Annotated in this window: 21 protein-coding genes and 1 riboswitch; of the genes, 4 read left to right on the top strand and 17 right to left on the bottom strand. The window is 54.7% G+C overall.

Annotated features, from left to right (window positions below; genetic code table 11):
• Positions 1-51: 51 nt before the first annotated feature.
• Complete coding sequence (locus tag K1558_RS11475; RefSeq protein ID WP_238651707.1) at positions 52-330, bottom strand: hypothetical protein; 279 nt, start codon at positions 328-330, stop codon at positions 52-54.
• 167 nt (positions 331-497) lie between these two features.
• Here K1558_RS11475 and K1558_RS11470 point away from each other — a divergent pair, with 167 nt between their 5' ends.
• The 3 genes from K1558_RS11470 (at position 498) to K1558_RS11460 (ending at position 3430) form a co-directional block, all read left to right on the top strand.
• On the top strand, positions 498-1736 hold the full coding sequence (locus K1558_RS11470) for an aminopeptidase (protein WP_238651706.1): 1239 nt from the start codon (positions 498-500) through the stop codon (positions 1734-1736).
• Positions 1737-1785: 49 nt separating this feature from the next.
• On the top strand, positions 1786-3015 hold the full coding sequence (locus K1558_RS11465; RefSeq protein WP_238651705.1) for an aminopeptidase: 1230 nt from the start codon (positions 1786-1788) through the stop codon (positions 3013-3015).
• Between the two features lie 238 nt (positions 3016-3253).
• Entirely contained in the window at positions 3254-3430 is a 177-nt protein-coding gene (locus tag K1558_RS11460; protein ID WP_238651704.1) for a hypothetical protein, read from the top strand.
• 145 nt (positions 3431-3575) lie between these two features.
• On the opposite strand, the gene K1558_RS11455 is transcribed toward K1558_RS11460, so the two are convergent.
• The 8 genes from K1558_RS11455 to K1558_RS11425 form a co-directional block, all read right to left on the bottom strand.
• Positions 3576-4268 carry an AlkZ-related protein gene (locus tag K1558_RS11455; RefSeq protein WP_238651703.1) on the bottom strand — a complete coding sequence of 231 codons (693 nt, stop codon included), beginning with the start codon at positions 4266-4268 and terminating at the stop codon, positions 3576-3578.
• Between the two features lie 14 nt (positions 4269-4282).
• Positions 4283-4858: a TetR/AcrR family transcriptional regulator gene (locus tag K1558_RS11450; protein ID WP_420800433.1), complete on the bottom strand. Its 576-nt coding sequence runs from the start codon at positions 4856-4858 to the stop codon at positions 4283-4285.
• Positions 4810-4914: a hypothetical protein gene (locus K1558_RS33170; RefSeq protein WP_420800432.1), complete on the bottom strand. Its 105-nt coding sequence runs from the start codon at positions 4912-4914 to the stop codon at positions 4810-4812. The genes K1558_RS11450 and K1558_RS33170 overlap by 49 nt, the downstream gene beginning before the upstream one ends.
• Positions 4884-5612, bottom strand: a complete 729-nt coding sequence (locus tag K1558_RS11445; protein WP_238651701.1) for an MBL fold metallo-hydrolase — start codon at positions 5610-5612, stop codon at positions 4884-4886. Before K1558_RS11445 ends, K1558_RS33170 begins: the two co-directional genes overlap by 31 nt.
• 125 nt (positions 5613-5737) lie before the next feature.
• Positions 5738-6514, bottom strand: a complete 777-nt coding sequence (gene pstB, locus K1558_RS11440) for a phosphate ABC transporter ATP-binding protein PstB (protein ID WP_238651700.1) — start codon at positions 6512-6514, stop codon at positions 5738-5740.
• A 49-nt stretch (positions 6515-6563) separates the two neighbouring features.
• A complete protein-coding gene (gene pstA / locus K1558_RS11435; protein ID WP_238651699.1) occupies positions 6564-7460 on the bottom strand; it encodes a phosphate ABC transporter permease PstA in 897 nt (298 codons plus the stop codon).
• Positions 7457-8359: a phosphate ABC transporter permease subunit PstC gene (gene pstC, locus K1558_RS11430; protein WP_238651698.1), complete on the bottom strand. Its 903-nt coding sequence runs from the start codon at positions 8357-8359 to the stop codon at positions 7457-7459. The genes pstA and pstC overlap by 4 nt, the downstream gene beginning before the upstream one ends.
• Positions 8360-8447: 88 nt before the next feature.
• On the bottom strand, positions 8448-9398 hold the full coding sequence (locus tag K1558_RS11425; RefSeq protein WP_238651697.1) for a phosphate ABC transporter substrate-binding protein PstS family protein: 951 nt from the start codon (positions 9396-9398) through the stop codon (positions 8448-8450).
• 260 nt (positions 9399-9658) lie between these two features.
• Between K1558_RS11425 and K1558_RS11420 the strand changes: the two genes are divergently transcribed.
• Complete coding sequence (locus K1558_RS11420; RefSeq protein WP_238651696.1) at positions 9659-10546, top strand: LysR family transcriptional regulator; 888 nt, start codon at positions 9659-9661, stop codon at positions 10544-10546.
• 70 nt (positions 10547-10616) lie between these two features.
• Here the strand turns inward: K1558_RS11420 and K1558_RS11415 are convergent, their stop codons facing one another.
• The 8 genes from K1558_RS11415 to K1558_RS11380 form a co-directional block, all read right to left on the bottom strand.
• Complete coding sequence (locus K1558_RS11415; RefSeq protein ID WP_238651695.1) at positions 10617-11465, bottom strand: class I SAM-dependent methyltransferase; 849 nt, start codon at positions 11463-11465, stop codon at positions 10617-10619.
• A 41-nt stretch (positions 11466-11506) separates the two neighbouring features.
• Positions 11507-12421 carry a DMT family transporter gene (locus K1558_RS11410; protein ID WP_238651694.1) on the bottom strand — a complete coding sequence of 305 codons (915 nt, stop codon included), beginning with the start codon at positions 12419-12421 and terminating at the stop codon, positions 11507-11509.
• 266 nt (positions 12422-12687) lie between these two features.
• Complete coding sequence (locus K1558_RS11405; protein WP_420800431.1) at positions 12688-13497, bottom strand: VanW family protein; 810 nt, start codon at positions 13495-13497, stop codon at positions 12688-12690.
• Positions 13498-13565: 68 nt separating this feature from the next.
• Entirely contained in the window at positions 13566-14288 is a 723-nt protein-coding gene (gene queE, locus K1558_RS11400; RefSeq protein WP_238651692.1) for a 7-carboxy-7-deazaguanine synthase QueE, read from the bottom strand.
• Positions 14281-14763, bottom strand: coding sequence for a 6-pyruvoyl trahydropterin synthase family protein (locus tag K1558_RS11395; RefSeq protein WP_238651691.1), 483 nt, complete (start codon positions 14761-14763; stop codon positions 14281-14283). Before K1558_RS11395 ends, queE begins: the two co-directional genes overlap by 8 nt.
• The gene (gene queC / locus K1558_RS11390; protein ID WP_238651690.1) at positions 14763-15425 is read right to left on the bottom strand and encodes a 7-cyano-7-deazaguanine synthase QueC; all 663 of its coding nucleotides are present in this window, start codon (positions 15423-15425) and stop codon (positions 14763-14765) included. Before queC ends, K1558_RS11395 begins: the two co-directional genes overlap by 1 nt.
• Before the next feature lie 44 nt (positions 15426-15469).
• Positions 15470-15970, bottom strand: a complete 501-nt coding sequence (gene queF / locus K1558_RS11385) for a preQ(1) synthase (RefSeq protein ID WP_238651689.1) — start codon at positions 15968-15970, stop codon at positions 15470-15472.
• 158 nt (positions 15971-16128) lie between these two features.
• A riboswitch (PreQ1 riboswitch) is annotated at positions 16129-16172 on the bottom strand.
• A gap of 90 nt (positions 16173-16262) precedes the next feature.
• Entirely contained in the window at positions 16263-16955 is a 693-nt protein-coding gene (locus tag K1558_RS11380) for a ZIP family metal transporter (RefSeq protein ID WP_238651688.1), read from the bottom strand.
• Between the last annotated feature and the right edge of the window lie 78 nt (positions 16956-17033).

Here is a 17033-nt window from a genome sequence, read left to right as displayed (position 1 = left end):
CGATCCCGCACTGCCAGGCTGCCTGCCGGTACGGGGTCGCTTTTAATTTTACTACTCTTCTTCCGGAAGCTCCTGGGTGTCCAGTGCGGCGTCCAGCAGCTGATTGTACAGATCATCGTCCTGCTCCAGCAGCGCATCGACCTCCAGGAATTGCTCCTCACTTCCCGGCTCGCCGGCGAAGCTCAGGCTGTAATCCCATTCGGTGCCGCGGGTGCTGAAGAATGTGATCTCGTAAGGAGAATGGTGCTTGTCCACTGTAAAGACCGTTCGTCCCACGAAACTTTGATCCTCCGCCCGCTTTAATTCGGCTTTGATGATTTCTAGATTCATCCTCTTTCCTTCCTTTCATCGGATCATGCCCACACCATCCAGTATAACATTGATATGTAAGCAATTCCTTTACTTTAGCGCTTTAATTGACTTTTTTCATCCGGCGGTTAATAATTTAATACAATGCTGATTCAGAGCTAAAATTATGGTAATGGAGGAAATTGAAAATGACGGAAACCGAGCATCAATCCAAGCTGGGTAAATACGCTGATTTGGCAGTTCAAATCGGTGTAAATGTTCAGCCGGGTCAAATTCTGGTCGTGAACGCCCCAATCACTGCGGCTGAATTCGTGCATCTGATTACAGCCAAAGCTTATGCCATCGGCGCCAGCCAGGTCAAGGTGAACTGGAGTGACGAATTCGTGACCCGTCAGCAGTTTGAACATGCTGCACCCGAAGTATTCACCAAAGCACCCACATGGTTCGCAGGCGAGATGACTGAGCTGGCCGAGAACGGCGCAGCCTTCCTGTCGGTCATTGCCGAGAATCCCGATGCACTCAAGGGCATTGATCCGGAACGGATTGCGAACTTCCAGAAAACCCGGGGCGCTGCGCTAACCAAATACCGTGAATTGCAAATGTCCGATAAGGTGAGCTGGAGTATTGTAGCCATTCCCTCCCAGCCATGGGCGGACAAGGTATTTCCAGAGCTTCCGGCAGAAGAGCGTGTAGGCAAGCTGTGGGAAGCCATCTTCCATACCGTCCGGCTGGACCGCGAAGACCCGGTTGCAGCGTGGCAGGAGCATCTGGACACACTTGAACAGAAGGCGGATGTCCTGAACGCTAAGAAATACCACAGCCTGCATTACATAGCGCCCGGAACCGACCTGACCATTGAGCTGCCCGAAGGTCATGTATGGGCGCAGGGCGACAGCATCAATGCGCAGGGCCATTCTTTTGTCGCCAATATGCCTACAGAGGAAGTGTTCACGGCTCCGAAGAAGACCGGCGTGAACGGAACGGTAAGAAGCACGAAGCCGCTCAGCTACGGCGGGAATATTATTGACGGCTTCTCGATTACCTTTGAGCAGGGCCGCATTACCAGCGTAAGCGCGGAGCAGGGCCAGGAAGCACTCGAATATCTAATCAGCCTGGATGAAGGCGCCAAATACCTTGGGGAAGTCGCGCTTGTTCCTCATCAGTCCCCCATCTCCGAATCGGGAATCCTCTACTTCAACACCCTGTTTGATGAGAATGCCTCCAACCATCTGGCAATTGGTACAGCCTACGCCTTCTGCCTGGAAGGCGGCAAAGAGATGAATCAGGACGAGCTGACAGCCCGCGGCCTGAACAACAGTGTAACCCATGTCGATTTCATGATCGGCTCCGCAGCGATGGATATTTACGGCATCACGGCTGACGGTACACGTGAGCCTGTATTCCTGAAGGGCAACTGGGCGTTCTGACGCTCCCTGGACGAATGTTTTTCAATAGATAACGATTGGAGCTGAACCCATGCTGAATTTCTCACAAAAGCTGGAGAATTACGCGCTGCTTGCTGTCAAGATCGGCGTAAATATTCAACCCGGCCAGACCCTCGTGGTTAATGCGGACATCGTCTCGGCGGAACTGGTACGCCTGATTGTCCGCCAAGCCTATGAAGCAGGAGCCAAGCTCGTTAAGGTGAATTACTCCGATGAATTCGTCACCCGGACCCGTTATGATCTTGCGCCGTCCGAGAGCTTCCTGGAGCCGCCGAAATGGCAGGCCGATGAGCTGGAGGATCTTGCCCGGGGCGGCGCTGCCTTCCTGACGATCATCTCCGCCGATCCTGACCTTCTTAACGGCGTTGATCCGGCCAGAATTGCGAATCAGCAAAAGACAGCCGGTCAGGCCATGGCCCCTTACCGGGAGATGCTGATGGCCAACCACGTCAGCTGGAGCGGCTTGGCCTTCCCTTCCCCATCCTGGGCCGCCAAAGTGTTCTCGGACGCCGCGCCTGAGCAGCAGGTTGACTTGCTCTGGGACGCCATCTTCAAGGCTGTCCGTGCCGACCAGGAGAATCCGTTGCAAGCCTGGAGTGTCCATCTGGCCGGCCTGAAGCAGCGCTGTGAGCTGCTGAACGCCAAGAAATACCGCATGCTGCACTACACAGCTCCGGGCACCGATCTGACGATAGAACTGCCGGAAGGCCATATCTGGTGTCAAGCAGGCGCGGTCAACAGCCGCGGCATGTCGTTCCTGGCGAACATTCCGACCGAGGAAGTGTTCACTGCTCCGCTGAAGACCGGTGCGAACGGCACGGTCCGCAGCACGAAGCCGCTCAGCTACGGCGGGAACATTATTGACCGCTTCACACTGACCCTGGAGAACGGTAAAGTCACGGACTTCACCGCAGAGGTTGGCCAGGAAGCGCTCGGCTCCCTGCTGGCGATGGACGAAGGCGCTGCCTACTTCGGTGAAGTGGCACTGGTACCGTATCACTCTCCAATCTCGGAGAGCGGTATTCTCTACTACACTACACTTTATGATGAGAATGCTTCATGCCACCTTGCCCTCGGCGCTGCCTATGCCTTCACCCTGCAGGACGGCATCAACATGACGAAGGAACAGCTCGCCGAGCGCGGGATGAACCAGAGTCTCACTCACGTGGACTTCATGATGGGCTCCCCGGAGATGAATATCGACGGGATTACCGATGACGGCTCCAGAGACCCGATCTTCCGGAATGGAGACTGGGCGTAAGCTTAATATTTGTAATATGAATAAGCCTCCGCTATTTCCTCTTGAGGAATATGGCGGGGGCTTATTAGCGCTCATCTATTGTATAAAGTGCAACAAGAGGTGAAGTCAAGCGGGTCGCAGCAACACAAACAGCCTAAATGTGAACATTTCGTCAAATAATTTTCACAATATTGTTGAAATTAGTTCACAAATATGTCACAATGCAATTAAGGATAGTATTTACAAGGAGGGGATTCAGATGAAAGAATCTTTGAACTATCGTGAGACAGATTCGACTGAACCGGAACGGCTCGATGTCGAGGCTCCCAAAGACTTAAGTATCGTGGCCTCCGACGCAATCAAATACACAGCCTACATCATGCTGCTGTTCGGATTCCTGTACTTCCTGATTGCCTACCTCGGCCCTATGTTATAATGTACTGTTTTAATAGTATCCGCTTCTGCGTAAGCGCTTACGGCTGATCTGCTCCTGCGGGAAATGGATGAGCCGTTTCTGTTTGTCCTCATCCGGACACAAAAACAGCAGCCCCCCGTTAAGACTAGGCGCTGCCGTTCCCCTTTCACTTCCAGCCTAAGGCCTTGGCGGTCCAGGCAATGGCCTCAGGTGTCCAGGCTCCTTCCATTCTTGCACGCAGCCAAGCTACTGCCTCATCCCTTGAGCCTTCGAAGAACGGGATTCCCGCCCCCTGCATCCAGTGCCCCGTCGTTTCGTAGGAGGTGCTGTTCCAGCCATTCGGCTCACCTTCTGCATTCACCCTCTGCTTCACGCCGGAGATTACAGTATCCAGAGACCCTTGCAGCTCCGTTACCGCATTGTCAAAAGCCGTCTTCTTCTCCTTGGCCTTCATATCAGCCATAGAGCGAAGCTGGCGTGTCTCTATTCCCTCATTCGCCCGGATAATCTCCAGCAAGGTAAGCGCTTCTCTCGTGGCCAGGCCGCTCTTATACCGCACTTCGAGAGACTGCTGAGGCCCGGCCGCTGCCAAGTAAGCCGGAAGCCACTCGCGGGATACGAGCACGGCTTTTTTCTTGATGAACTTTCCGTAACCGGCTAAGCCTTCTCCGGGAAATCTGACCCGCCATCCCCAAGGATCCAGCTCTGTATCGGTATGCCAATTCTCCTTCAGAGTCAGACCGTTCACCGAGGGGTGCTCCGGAATCAGGCCGGCCAGCGGCACAATCCCCAGCCTGGCGACTACCTCAGCCATCTCTTCAAACGTGGTTACGCTCTCTTGCTTATTTGCTGTGGCCACTACTCTTCATCTCCTCATCGCTTAGGCTCGTCCATTTCATTAAGCTTATCATATGAGTCTGATCCCATACAGCGGATTCCGGCAATATAGGCATTAATCAGCCGGGTAAGAGTGATATTCAGGTCCAGCGGTATTCCAAATCCGCCCTGATGCTCCAGAGTGGATAAACCGTGCAGGATACTTCTTAGTCCACGGACGGCATGAAGATTGCCTTCCTCGTCCAAGCCGAACACGGATATCATCCGGATGATGAGCGACAGGATCTTTGCACTCGCTGCCTCCAGAGCAGTGTCCCCTTGTTCGGGTGCTTTTAACGTTGTCTGGTAGAGCCCTGGGTGTGCTCTGGTGAATCCAAGGTAAGCCTGACTCATGGCATGTAACGCTGCTTCTCCGCTGAGACCCTCTGTTGCCTGCGATATGATCTCATACAGCTGCTCCAGGCCATATACGGCCATTAGTGTACGCAGTCCCGCGAGCCCGTTGATGTGATTATAGAGCGACGGGGAACGGACGCCCAGCTTCGCGGCTAATGCAGCCAGCGTCACTGCCTCGATCCCTTGTTCATCCGCCAGCTCTGCCGCTGCCAGCACCAGTGTGCGGGTATCCAGACCTGCTCTAGCCATGTACCGCTCCTCCTCCGCTTAATAGCCCTTCAGCCTCGGCAGCCGCCCTCTTCATAGCCTCAACGGGGTCCAGCAGCAGATTGCCATGGCCAACTCCCAGCAACGAAGGATTAAGCTCAATCAGCTTATATGCACTGGCCAGCGCCTGCTCCAGATTCCAGGTGGCCATAGCCGGAAAAGGAAACCAGGGCACCTTCTTGCCCGACACGGCGACCGCCCGGAAGGTCTGAAAGGCGTCTCCGGCAATCACAGCTCCGCTGCGCTGATCCTGGAACGACATGGATCCCGGCGTGTGCCCAGGCGTATTGACAGCAACAAGTGAACCGATCCGGTCGCCTTCATGGAGCAGCACATCGGGCCCCGTTACGATCTTGGACGGCACACTGCCCTTGACCGGAGACTGCGGCTCCCCGGGTCTTAGCGAACGGTCACCGGCCAGCAGCGAAGCATCCCGTTCCGAAATATAGACCTTAGCCTCCGGTACATTCTTCTTCAAGCCATCCAGCGCCCCGACATGATCCATATGACCATGAGTCAGCACGATGCGGGTTAGCGGCTTCCGAAGCTTCTCCGCCTGTATCAGAATCCCTTTCATACTATAGGACATGCCTGCATCAATAAGTGTAAGCTCCTGCTCTTCTTCAATTAAATAACAATTCACCGGAAAAATACGCGGCAACCACGTTAGCTGATACAAATTGCCTTCTTGTGTCACTCTCATTGGTTCTCCTCCTCAAAACTAATCTTATTAGTTTAAATATAAACTAACCTAATTAGTTTTGCAAGAGATATTTGCTCATTAACAAAAACACCACCCGCAATGGATGGTGTTCTGCTATAAGTATGTCAGCCAAACCGGCCCATAATATATTCCTGGGTCATCTGATTCTCCGGGTTGCTGAAGACCTTCTCGGTCTTGTCGTATTCCACCAGCGAGCCCAGATAGAAATACGCCGTGTAATCCGAGATACGCGCTGCCTGCTGCATGTTGTGCGTTACGATGACGATGCGCAGCTCCTCCTTCAACTCCTTGATCAGCTCCTCCACCTTGCCGGTTGATACCGGGTCGAGGGCCGAAGCCGGCTCATCCAGCAGCAGAATCTGCGGATTGACCGAGAGTGCCCGGGCGATGCACAGCCGCTGCTGCTGTCCGCCGGACAGGGCCAGCGCCGAATCCTTCAGGCGGTCCTTGACCTCATCCCACAGGGCGGCGCGGCGCAGGCTGCTCTCCACGATCTCATCCAGCGCCTGCTTGCCTTTGATACCGTGATATTTCGGTCCGAAGGCGATATTGTCATAGATGGATTTATAGAACGGGTTCGGCTTCTGCCAGACCATGCCGATCTTCTGGCGCAGCTTGATCACATCTGTTCCGGGTGCATTGATGTCCACCCCGTCAATCCAGATGTTGCCCTTGGTAGTTGAGCCGGAGATATCATCATTCATCCGGTTAAGGGACCGCAGGAAGGTGGACTTCCCGCAGCCCGAGGGCCCGATCAGTGCGGTTACCGTATTCTGGGCGAACGGCAGGCTGATTCCCTTCACCGCCTCATAGGTTCCATAGAATATACTCAGATCCTCCGTCTGAAATGACTCACGTACAGCTGGCTCCGCAATTCCCATTATAATTCCTCCTACAGGCTCTTTTTTGAAAATTATGCTTGTTAATGCCTTAGCTCATCCGCTTGGAGGCGGTCAGCTTCTTATAGATGAATCTGCCGAAATAACGGGCAGCCAGATTGAAGATCAGTACCGTCAGTACCAGGACGGCAGAAGCGCCTGCAGCGATCTGAATGGCATCCGGGGCCAGGCCTTCGCTGTTAACCTTCCAGATATGCACCGCCAGTGTCTCGGCCGGACGGAACGGGTTCAGCGGCGATGAAGGACTCAGCGGATTCCAGTTACTGAAGTCCAGGCGCGGGCTGCTCATTCCTGCGGTGAACATCAGGGCGGCCGCTTCGCCGAAGACACGTCCGGCTGACAGAATCGTTCCGGTAATAATGGTCGGCAGCGCAACCGGGAATAGTACAGTGGTGACAATCTTCCATTTGGATAAGCCGAGGGCGAACCCTGCTTCCTTCTGCTGCTTGGGCACCGTACGGAAGGCTTGCTCAGTGATCCGCACCATCAGCGGCAGATTGAAGACGGTCAGCGCCAGCGCACCCGAGATCAGGGAGAAGCCGAGATTGAAGGTGTTAACAATCAATAAGAGGCCGAACAGACCGACGATGATCGACGGGAAGGACGAGAGCACCTCTACGACCAGCCGGATGAAGTTCGTCAGCTTGCCGGGACGGGCATATTCCGCCATGAAGATTCCTGCGCCAAGACCGAGCGGCACTGTAATAATTAAGGTCAGCACCAGCAGGAACAGCGAGTTGAACAGCTGCGGCCCTACGCCCCCGCCTGCGCGGATCTTCTGCGGCGCCGAGGTCAGGAAGTCCCAGCTGATATGATTGAAGCCGCGGATCAGAATATAACCCAAGAGGCCGATCAGGATCGCTACAATCAGTAAAGCAAAGGTCACAATAACAGTAGTGGCTATTTTGTCGACAGTTCTCGGCTTCAAATTTTATTTCTCCTTTCGAGCATTCTCACCAGCAGGACGAAGATAAAGGTCATCAGCATCAGGACCAGCGCCATACTCCACAGCGCATTGTTCTGCGGTGAACCCATCGTCGTATTCCCCATACCCAGCGTAATTACACTGGTAAGTGTAGATGCGGACTCGAACAGGGAGTGCGGCACGAACGGTGCGTTACCGATAACCATCTGTACGGCCAGAGCCTCGCCGAAGGCGCGGGCCATACCAAGTACTACCCCTGTCATAATCGCCGGGAAGGTCGTCGGTAGAATAACCCGGGAGATCGTCTGCCAGCGTGTGGCACCGAGCGCAAAAGAAGATTCTTTCAAGTTCTGCGGCAGTGAAGCAAGCGCGTCTGCAGCCACGCTGGTGATGGTCGGAAGAATCATGACCGACAGCACTAGCGCGCCTGCAGCCACCCCGATGCCCTGGCCGGGCAGCGTATCCCGCAGGAAGGGAACAATGACGCTTAAGCCTACGAATCCGTAGACAACGGACGGGATGCCTGACAGCAGCTCGATGACCGGCTGCAGCAGCTTTTTACCCCAGCCCGGGACAATCTCTGTCATGAACAGCGCCGCACAGATACTGAGCGGACTCGCGATAAGCGCAGCCAGCAGCGTAACCAGGAAAGACCCCGAGATGAACGGGAAAGCCCCGTAGGACGGCGTATCCGCCTCTGGCGACCACTTCGTGCCGAACAGGAACTCAGATATTTTCACTTCACCGTTAACGAAGTTGGCCACGCCTTTGGAGGCTACGAAATAGACCATGGAGATAATGATAATAATTAAGAGCAGCACGCAAAAGGACATATAAATACGTCCGATTAAATTTTCTATATGATGCTTTTCCAGCCGCTTGTTTGTTGGTTGTCCCCTCAAGATGCTCCCTCTTTCTAAAGTGAAAAGAGAGGCAGAAGGTATCCGCCTCTAATCACATTAAAGTTCTGATTCATCAACCCTGTGTAAATTACTTAGGAGTTACAGTTCCTGCAACATCGCGCGTAACCTGCATCTTGGAGGCCGGGATGTAGCCAAGCTCAACAACGTCGCCGGTCTGCACATCATCAGTCATGAAATAGTCCAGGAAGGCTTTTACTGTCTCATTCGGTTCGCCGTTCGTGTACATGTGCTCGTAAGCCCATACCGGATACTTACCAGCGACTACATTGTCTACAGAAGGCTCAACGCCGTCATAGTTCAAGGTTTTGACCGTATCGTCCAGGTAGGACAGCGCCAGATAACCGATGGCTCCCGGTGTTTCGCCGATCATCTTCTTAACGGTACCGGAGGAATCCTCTTGGATCGAGCCCTTCAGGTCTTCTGTCTTGGTGCCAAGTGCGAAGCTCTCGAAGGTAGCACGTGTACCCGAGCTTGCCGGACGGTTGATGATCTGGATGGCCTGGTCAGCGCCGCCGACCTCTTTCCAGTTTGTGATTTTTCCGGTGAAAATATCAACCAGCTGCTGCTTCGTCAGGCTGTCCACGCCTGCTGCCGGGTTGCTTACTGCCGCAATCGCGACAACAGCCACCTGATGATCCTTCAGCTCCGCCGCTTTCGCTGCATCCTTCAGCTTCTCTTCAGCGAATACGTCCGAGTTCCCGATGTCTACCTGCTTCTCAGAGACCTGGGTCAGCCCGGTGCCGCTGCCGCCGCCTTGAACCTGAATGTCCACGCCGCTGTTGGTTTCCATGAATTTCTCAGCGACCTGTTCAACGAGCGGCTGGAGTGCTGTGGAGCCCGACGCCAGGATCGATCCGCTTAATTTAGCACCGCTGCTGGCTTCTGTGTTTGTTGCAGCCGGTGTGTTTCCTCCGTTATTGGATGCTGCCTTGTTTCCCCCGTTGTTACCGCCGCATGCTGAAAGTGCTACTACGCCCGTAAGCGCCAAAGCCATGAGCCACGTTTTTCTGAATTGCATTGTTTGTTTTCCTCCTAAAGGTTTTGTGAGTGTGTGCCGTGTTCCATCTGCTTCGTACAAAACGCACTCGGGAAGCATTATTGCCTATCTATCAGCGTCTCTTCTGACTCTTCTTATTCTAGGACCCGTTCGTTAGATAAAAGTACAGAGTTTGTAAAACGAAAGATAAAAGTTATAATATAAAATGTATATCACCATAGATATTATCTATACACAAACAACAATCGCCAGCAAATCGCCGCGTACCCGGAGGAATCTTCATGAACCTTGTAAAGCTGCAAATCTTGGTCCTCATTGAGAAATATAAAAAAGTGACGGATGTCGCCGCTGAGATGGGCCTGAAGCAGCCCACAGTATCGTTTCATATGAAAAGCCTGGAGAGCGAGCTGGGCGCTTCCCTGTTCCAGTACCGGAGCGGCCGGGTGCTGCTGACCGATGCCGGACGCGCCCTGCACCAGTATGCGGTCCGCATGGTATCCCTGGCCGCCGAAGCGGAGCGGGCCGTCAAGCAGTTCACTTCCCTGGCTGCGGGCAATCTGGAGCTTGCCGCCAGCAGTATCCCCGGTAGTTATGTTGTGCCCAAACTGCTGTCCCGATTCATGCAGCAGCATGAAGGAATTGATACCTACTTATCCGTACTGCCGGATGAGGTGCTCCGGGAACAGCTGCGGAGCCGGGAGATTCAGCTGGCGGTGCTGCATAGCGCGGCAGGCCAAGACGATTCCTTCCAGACGCAGGTGATTTCAGCGGATGAGATGGTACTTGCCTTTGCGCCGGACCACCCGTTCGCAGGGCAGGCGGAGCTTACAGTGGAAGCGGCGGCACGGGAGCCATGGGTTCAGCATGAGGCCGCTTCCTTCCTGCGCGGGACGGCGGATCAGTGGGCGCAGCTTAATAAAGTGAGGGTATGGAACCATGCCGTCGCCGGCTCGCCCGAGGCGGTCAAGGGTATGCTGGCTGAAGGCGGGGCTGTCGGGGTCTTCTCTATGGCCGGAATTGCAGCCGAGGTAGCGGCCGGACGGCTGGCTTATGCACGGCTGCCGGGAATTCAGCCAGGGGGTGGAGCCTTTGTGCTGGCCTGGCGGAAGGACTATACGCTGTCTCCGTTGCAGGAAGCTTTTGTAAGAATGGCGGGGACGTCCGGGTGAAGTAAAAAAACGGTACCCCCAGGCGCATGAATTACTGCGCTCTTTGGAGATACCGTTTATCTGTTTAAGTCTATTCAGGTGAGACAGCGACCAGTGTGAAGGTCTTGGGGATTCCCTTATCGTATACATCTGACGACAGGTTCGGCTCCTCTACCAGCTGCTGAATGACCAGCCCGCCGCCAGCGGCAGCGGTAACGATCTCACCCAGCGTCCAGCGCCGCCAGTAGACCGTATTCGGCTTGACAGCTTCCGCAGCTGCGCCTGAATCCGGCATATACTTGGAGTAAGATACCCGCTTCTCTTCAAGCGCGGTGTCGAAGTAATCCCCGCTTACCTTGTGCTTGCGCACCTTGGCCGTCGAGCCCTTGGAGGAGATCAGTTTGGTCGTCACCGGATGGAAATCGCGCAGGACAAACGTTCCGCCTGGTGCCAGCAGGCGCCGGGCAACGGCCATGAACTGGTCAAGGTCCGTAAAGTAATGGACAATCCCCATCTCAGCAAATACCAGATCATAACGGCTCCCTTGCAGGATCTCCGGCAGTGCCAGTACATCCGACACGATATAGTTCAGCGGCACACCGGCTGCCTGAGCCAGCTCACGGGCATAACGGGCATTGGCCTCCGAGAAATCCGCTACCGTCACCTCCGCCCCAAGCAGGGCCAGCGCTACAGCCTTCATGCCGTTGGAGCCCATCAGATTGATAATCCGGCGTCCCTCCACTTCCCCGAAATAAGCATTCAGCGGGAACAGCTTCCCGGCCGGATCTTTGGCCAGCTTCCCGGCTGCTTCAGCAGGCGTACCGAACCGGCTGGTCCAGGCTGAATACGTATCTTCGTTCCACAGCTCTTCACTGGTTGGTGCTCCTTGATGGCCCGACTGGTCCGCGTCTTCCGGCAGACTGTAATCATGTTCATTCATTTCTGTCGTTCTCCCTTACTATATATATGTTTCTATCCGAGCTATGAAGCACTGGGCAGTGCTTCCTCCAGCTTCAGCGTCTTCTTGCGGCCTGAATACAGATAGACGCCAAGCCCGGCGAGCACCAGCACACCGCCTGCCCACTGCAGCCCGCTGAGGTGTTCACCCAGCAGCAGGAAGGCGAGAATACTTGCCCCCACCGGCTCGCCCAGAATATTCATGGACACAGTAGTTGCCGATACATATTGCAGCAGCCAGTTAAACAGAATGTGGCCGAAGACCGTCGGCACTACCGCCAGCAGCACGAAGATTCCCCATTCGCGGGCCGGATAAGCGAAGAACGCTGTCCCGGTGATCAGATTGTACACAGCGAAGACAAGAGCTGCGGCGACAAAAACAATCAGGCTGTACAGGTACGAAGGCATACGCACCACCAGCCGCTGACCGAGCAGCAGATGTCCGGCCACCGCGATAGTCCCGCCCACCGACAGCAGATCTCCCTTCAAATTCTCGGCCGACAGCCCGATGTCCCCCCAGCCGATGAAGACGACCCCGAAGATGGCGACCGCCATCCCGAGCATGGCAAGAAGACTGTTGCGCTCTTTAAACAGAATGTACGCACCGATCATAATGAATAACGGCTCCAATGCCATAATCATCGTCGAGCTGGCAACGGAGGTGTAATTAAGCGAGCCCATCCAGAGCAGGAAATGCAGTGCGAGCAGCGCACCTGAGGCGACCAGCAGCAGCCAGTCCTTCAGCCCGAGCTGCGCGGCAGCACCCGTGTATGGCCGGGCGAACGGCAGCATCAGCAGTGAGGTGAACAGCAGCCGGTACATGCCTTGAACCGATACAGGGGCGGCGGACCATTTAATGAAGATTGAGGAGAACGAGACCGCCACAATGCCGATGACCATCAGCAGAGGAACGGGAACAGGCGGTTTACTGGAATTCATAACAAAAATGCCCCTTTATATGTGGTAAGACTCATTATGTTAATTTAACGCAAATTGCCGAAAAAAGCAGCCTTTTTCAAAATATTCTCTGTCCACACAAGTGGAAACGGCGATACCGTCCTTTTTAAGGACGGCACCCGTTTCAGCGAGAAATATAAGGATAAGTTATCGTGTACAACATATAAATTCTTATATTTGCAAAAAGACACGGAATCCGTCTCCAGACGGTTTCCATGCCTTTGCAGGAAATTGTAAATCAGCCGGCTCTATCCATGCAGCAACGGAGAATACATCATCAGTGCGTGGTTCTCGGCTACGGCTTCGTCCCCTGCTACCTCTCCGGTATGCGTAAGCACCCTGCGGCGGATTGCATTACGGCGGATATACCCGCCCCACGGCTCCAGACTGATGCGGTGACCCTCCTCGTAGACCTCATAATGATAGAGCTGTTGTCCGTCACAGCGCCACTCACCATGCAGATGGGTCTCATCCAGAGACAGCTTCAGCTGATAGACCTGCTGCGTTTCATTCCGGAGCTGGAGATCCAGATAGTTATACGCACAGGTGGCTCCGCTGCCGAAAGGCTGGGTGCGCTGCTCATCGGGGAACACATCATAGCTGTGCCGGTGCCGTTCGGTTACGGTCAGCGGAGTGTGGAGGGTCATCCAGTAGATTAGATTGGACAATTGGCATAATCCGCCGCCGGTTCCCGTGCGGAAACCGCCATAATGCAGGACCATTCCGTCCAGATAGCCTTTCCGGCGGGTCGGCTTGCCGATCGTACGCCAATAGGAGAAGGTCTCGCCCGGACGGATCACCAGCCCGTCAAGCTTCGCTATGGCCAGCTTCAGATTCGTGATTTTGTTATATTGGAGCTGCATATCAACATTGCGCAATTTGCGCAGCAGCGGAGTGGCGTGACTGGAGGCCTCATACGGCAGTGCGGCGGACAGCTGCTCACTGGCGAGCTTTTCCCGTGACATCATCCATCTCCAGTATCTCTTCCAGGTAAAATAACGCTTGCCGGCAAACAATCTCAGTCTGGAGCGGCGAATCGGCTTCATGGCATTTATCATCTGGTTCATTGTAAGATACCTCCTGCTTCGGAATCTATTACAAATGATTATACCAGACTGTAAGAGAATTACTTCCCCCGCTTGTTATGCCAGACCAAGGCGTGAAGCTGCGGCAGCACCCGCGCCCGGTTCATCTGCGGATCAGCGATCACCTGCTGGAACAGCCACTCCAGCCGGGCCAGCAGGCGGCCCGAGATATTGCCCTCCTCCGTTACGTTATCATTCCCCGGCTGCAGGAACAGCGGAACTCCGGGATACCTGAAGTGCACCTTACGCGCATAATCATAATCCGTCAGATCGAACACAACCACCTTCAGGCTATAATTAGCCCTGCCGTCTTTGCGGACTCTATCCATAATCTCATCCAGCCTGTCCCAGTCGGTCTCCATCCCGGAGCTGGGCGGCTTAGGGCTGATTGTCAGCACATCCACCTCGCTGAACCACTCCTGCCACCAGCTGCCCTGCGTCTCAATAGCAGCCTGGATACCGCGTTCGTGGAGCAGGCGGATGAACTCTCCCATCGCCTCCCCGATCAGTGCCGGATTGCCGCCCGAGATCGTGACACAATCGAAATTCTCTCCCGCCAGCGCAAGTAAGCCTGAGAGCACCTCCTGCGGCGTAAGCATCTTCACTTTATCCTTAGCCGATCCGTCCCAGGTGAAGGCAGAATCACACCAGCTGCAGCGGTAGTCGCAGCCGTAGGTGCGGACGAACATGGTTTTGACGCCGATGACCGCCCCTTCGCCCTGGATGGTCGGTCCGAACATTTCAATAACCGGAATTCTACTCATAATCGCAGCCTCCGTACAGGCGGTAGGACGGTCCTTCCTCCGGGATGTCCGCAGCCAGCACCTCGGCCCAGGAGGTCGGGGTCTCCCATAACTTCACAGAATACACCGGCAGCGAAGCCTGTTTCAATTCATAGGCAATGTAAGCCGACAGATTCTCGGCGGTTGTGCGGAAGGACAGCAGCGCCACCTTGGAGCGGGTCGCCATCAGCGTCTCCAGCACAGGCTCATTGCCCATCGCCAGGAAGGCGTGATCCAGCCTGTCCACTACCGCTCCTTGTACAACCTGCTTGATATCGCTGAAATCAATGACGAATCCCTCATCCGACTGGCCTTCTTCCACGGACGGCACACCCTTCAGCACCACCTCAAGCTTGTAAGTGTGCCCGTGCAGATTGCTGCATTTCCCTTTATGCCCGATGAGCTGGTGGGCTGCGTCAAAGGTGAAGATTTTGCATACCGATACTTCGCCCTGCATTACAACTCCGCCTTTCGCCGCTCTGCCTCATACTGCTCCAGCCCCCGCTGACGGAGAAGACAGGCCGGGCAGGTTCCGCAGCCGCTGCCGGGGATCCCGTTGTAGCAGGTTAAGGTCCGCTCCCGGACATAGTCGAACTGGCCCAGCTCGTCGGCGAGCTTCCAGGTCTCCTTCTTGTCCAGCCACATCAGCGGAGTATGAATCACGAATTCGTAATCCATCGCCAGATTAAGTGTCACATTCAGAGACTTGACGAACACATCCCGGCAGTCCGGGTATCCGCTGAAGTCCGTCTGGCAGACTCCCGTAATGATGTTGGCATACCCGAGCTGCTTCGCCAGAATAGCCGCGAACGACAGGAACAGCAGGTTCCGCCCGTCCACGAACGTGCTGGGCAGCTCTTCGCCTTCCCCGGCGGTAATCGCAATATCCTCGCGGGTCAATGCGTTCGGAGCCAGCTGGTTCAGCAGGCCCAGATCCAGAATATGCTGCTTCACGCCGAAGTCGGCAGCAATGCTCTGGGCCACCTCAATCTCTGCTGCGTGGCGCTGGTTATAATTGAAGGTAACTGCCTGGACCTCCTCGAATTGCTGCAAGGCCCAGGCCAGGCAGGTGGTGCTGTCTTGGCCGCCGCTGAAGACGACCAGTGCTTGTCTATTCATCTCTTCATCTCCTCCTTATTGCTCTGTGAGCATGGCTTGCCGGATTAGCGGTTATCCACTTTCTCGGGATACAGGTCATGATTCATCAGCCGGTGTCCGGCCATGGCCTCATACTTGGTTCCCGGACGGCCCCAGTTGCAGTAAGGATCGATCGAGATGCCGCCGCGCGGCGTGAACTTGCCCCAGACCTCAATATAACGGGGCTCCATCAGTGCGATTAGGTCATTCATGATAATGTTGACACAATCTTCATGGAAATCCCCATGATTGCGGAAGCTGAACAGATAGAGCTTCAGCGACTTGGATTCTACCATCTTAATGTCGGGGATATACGAGATGTACATCACCCCGAAATCCGGCTGTCCGGTCACGGGGCACAGACTGGTGAACTCCGGGCAATTGAACTTGACGAAGTAATCGCGCCCGGGATGCTTGTTGTCGAACGCCTCCAGAATCTGCGGATCATAACCGAACTTGTACTGTGTACCTTGGTTGCCCAGCAGGGTAACCTCCTGCATTTCCTCTTTCAATCTGCCTTCTGACATGACAAAAAACCCCTCTCTTTTCCCCAGGCTCCTGGCCTGAATTGGAAAGAAGAACGAGATTCCCGTAAACCTGGCTCTACGAAGTTTGAGACACGCCGAACGCCAAGACAGAAGTACGGCGCTGCCGTACCTCTTAAGCTTCCTGACTATTCCCTTAAGCGGTCTTAGTTTTTTATAGAGGGAGTTTGCGAACCTCTCCTGCGCCGTGGCGCAGATTCCTTCTTTATGCACATAGATGCTGCCTTATGGTGCGTCTTGAACTATATCATGATTGCCTCAGCCTTGACAAGCCTCATAGCTGATCCAGAATCAATGAGCACATCAGCCCCATGGCAGCGATGAACCCGGTTAGCGGCCCGCTGTCTTGATAAGCCTCCGGCATCATGCTGGAAGAGACCATCGCAATAATTCCGCCCCCGGCAAAAGAAGCAATCAGCGCTTTGGTGAATCCGCCTGCGTGATCCATGAACAAATAGCCTCCTCCTGAAGCGAGGGTGGAGATCACGAGCACCCCCAGCCATAGCAGCATAATCTTGCTTTTGCCATAGCCATCCTCCTTCAGCCCGGCCGTACTCGACAGTCCCTCAGGAATATTACTGATGAAGATAGCGATCACCAGCAGCACGCTTACCCCTTGTCCGGCAATCAGACTGGCGCCGATCATAATCGATTCAGGGATGGCGTCCAGGACCGTACCGGCAAAAATAGCCAGTCCGCCGCCATTCTCCTCTTTGCGGGAGATCAGCCAGTCAAATACGGTGAACACCAGTGCCCCGGCAGTGAAGCCGATAATCGTTGGCGTCAGCCCGCCGTCAGCGGCAGAATCCTCCAGCAGTTCATAAGCAGCCGCTCCAATCAGTACCCCAGTCCCGAAGGCCATCACGAAGCCCGTCAGCTTGCCCGGAATCCGCAGAAACAGAGCCAGCAGAGCCCCAATCAGTACAGCTGACCCGGACACTGCGCCCCACAACAAAGCGTTCCACATTTCATTCACCTTCTCAGCTGATGTTGATTGGATTCCAAGAGTGTAACGATGTACAGAAGTAGTTTACACAGGAATCAG

The organism is Paenibacillus piscarius (assembly GCF_022234545.1).
GTDB classification, from domain to species: domain Bacteria; phylum Bacillota; class Bacilli; order Paenibacillales; family Paenibacillaceae; genus Paenibacillus_AQ; species Paenibacillus_AQ piscarius.
This window is presented reverse-complemented; position numbering and strand designations above follow the sequence as displayed.

What these genes read in the sequence shown, in the direction of transcription:
- queE (WP_238651692.1), bottom strand. Translation starts at nt 14,288, where the DNA reads ATGAGTAGAATTCCGGTTATTGAAATGTTCGGACCGACCATCCAGGGC.
- K1558_RS11470 (WP_238651706.1), top strand. Translation starts at nt 498, where the DNA reads ATGACGGAAACCGAGCATCAATCCAAGCTGGGTAAATACGCTGATTTG.
- K1558_RS11395 (WP_238651691.1), bottom strand. Translation starts at nt 14,763, where the DNA reads ATGCAGGGCGAAGTATCGGTATGCAAAATCTTCACCTTTGACGCAGCC.
- queC (WP_238651690.1), bottom strand. Translation starts at nt 15,425, where the DNA reads ATGAATAGACAAGCACTGGTCGTCTTCAGCGGCGGCCAAGACAGCACC.
- K1558_RS11380 (WP_238651688.1), bottom strand. Translation starts at nt 16,955, where the DNA reads ATGTGGAACGCTTTGTTGTGGGGCGCAGTGTCCGGGTCAGCTGTACTG.
- K1558_RS11475 (WP_238651707.1), bottom strand. Translation starts at nt 330, where the DNA reads ATGAATCTAGAAATCATCAAAGCCGAATTAAAGCGGGCGGAGGATCAA.
- pstB (WP_238651700.1), bottom strand. Translation starts at nt 6,514, where the DNA reads ATGGGAATTGCGGAGCCAGCTGTACGTGAGTCATTTCAGACGGAGGAT.
- K1558_RS11415 (WP_238651695.1), bottom strand. Translation starts at nt 11,465, where the DNA reads ATGAATGAACATGATTACAGTCTGCCGGAAGACGCGGACCAGTCGGGC.
- K1558_RS11410 (WP_238651694.1), bottom strand. Translation starts at nt 12,421, where the DNA reads ATGAATTCCAGTAAACCGCCTGTTCCCGTTCCTCTGCTGATGGTCATC.
- K1558_RS11425 (WP_238651697.1), bottom strand. Translation starts at nt 9,398, where the DNA reads ATGCAATTCAGAAAAACGTGGCTCATGGCTTTGGCGCTTACGGGCGTA.
- K1558_RS11465 (WP_238651705.1), top strand. Translation starts at nt 1,786, where the DNA reads ATGCTGAATTTCTCACAAAAGCTGGAGAATTACGCGCTGCTTGCTGTC.
- K1558_RS11445 (WP_238651701.1), bottom strand. Translation starts at nt 5,612, where the DNA reads ATGAGAGTGACACAAGAAGGCAATTTGTATCAGCTAACGTGGTTGCCG.
- K1558_RS11420 (WP_238651696.1), top strand. Translation starts at nt 9,659, where the DNA reads ATGAACCTTGTAAAGCTGCAAATCTTGGTCCTCATTGAGAAATATAAA.
- K1558_RS11460 (WP_238651704.1), top strand. Translation starts at nt 3,254, where the DNA reads ATGAAAGAATCTTTGAACTATCGTGAGACAGATTCGACTGAACCGGAA.
- queF (WP_238651689.1), bottom strand. Translation starts at nt 15,970, where the DNA reads ATGTCAGAAGGCAGATTGAAAGAGGAAATGCAGGAGGTTACCCTGCTG.
- K1558_RS11405 (WP_420800431.1), bottom strand. Translation starts at nt 13,497, where the DNA reads ATGATAAATGCCATGAAGCCGATTCGCCGCTCCAGACTGAGATTGTTT.